At 39.4% G+C, this 847-nt stretch carries 2 protein-coding genes and 1 pseudogene; all 3 read left to right on the forward strand.

Going from position 1 to position 847, the window contains the following annotated elements:
* Positions 1-241: 241 nt before the first annotated feature.
* Positions 242-331 (forward strand): annotated as a pseudogene (locus PGW42_RS16300) (hypothetical protein); the annotation flags it as partial.
* Positions 332-409: 78 nt separating this feature from the next.
* Positions 410-643 carry a tyrosine-type recombinase/integrase gene (locus PGW42_RS16305; protein WP_330677082.1) on the forward strand — a complete coding sequence of 78 codons (234 nt, stop codon included), beginning with the start codon at positions 410-412 and terminating at the stop codon, positions 641-643.
* On the forward strand, positions 591-806 hold the full coding sequence (locus PGW42_RS16310) for a tyrosine-type recombinase/integrase (RefSeq protein WP_330677083.1): 216 nt from the start codon (positions 591-593) through the stop codon (positions 804-806). Before PGW42_RS16305 ends, PGW42_RS16310 begins: the two co-directional genes overlap by 53 nt.
* Positions 807-847: the final 41 nt, after the last annotated feature.

The following is an 847-nucleotide window of genomic DNA, read 5'->3' on the forward strand; positions in this document are numbered from 1 at the left end:
GCCAAGGCTGTGGCGCAGTTTTATTTTTATTAAAAAGCAGTGGAATTACTTTTCATAATCCGTTATTGTTAAGTTACCACACGAAACAACTGAACTAAGAAAGCTCCACTGCCTATGATAAGAATAACATTTTCCAGTCTCTTCCGCAATCGGAATTATGACGCTAATGCACCTCCGAATAGGTAGATGTAATTATTAACACTACTTATTCTGGAGGTTTTATTATGTATAAAGATAATGGATTGGAAAAAATGTTTCTGATCTTACACTTGAAGATGCGGAAAGTTTTCTTACTGCCAAACGTCTGGAAGGAAGGTCTCCTGAAACTCACAATCACTATCGATCTGCAATCAAGTTCTTATATAAAAAGGTGCTGAAGATTCTCTGGGATGATGACACTGTTCCGGCTATGAAAAGAGAGCGAAATCTTCCTGCTGTTCTATCCCGTGATGAAATAAATGCAATCATTGACGCCACTCCGAATCTGAAGCATAAAGCGATTATTGCAACTATGTATTCTTCCGGATTACGTGTATCAGAGGTTGTTCATCTTCATTATGATGACATTTCACGTACCAACATGACAATTCATGTTCGTGAAACCAAAGGACCGTCATGTTTCCTCTCATGCGTGCCGTCATAGTTTTGCCAGCCACTTATTCGAAAATGGCACAGATATAAAATATATCCAGTCACTTCTGGGACATGTTGATCCTCGCTCTACAGATGTTTACCTTCATGTGAGCAACAAGACACTTCTTGGAATCCGCAGCCCGTTCGACAACCCGGAAGGTGGTGAATCATGAGTAAGGATTGTACGATTCAGGATGTTTTTCATCGTTTTTAT

This window comes from Coprococcus sp. TM115-187 (genome assembly GCF_027679115.1).
Classification (GTDB): Bacteria; Bacillota; Clostridia; order Lachnospirales; family Lachnospiraceae; genus Allocoprococcus; species Allocoprococcus comes.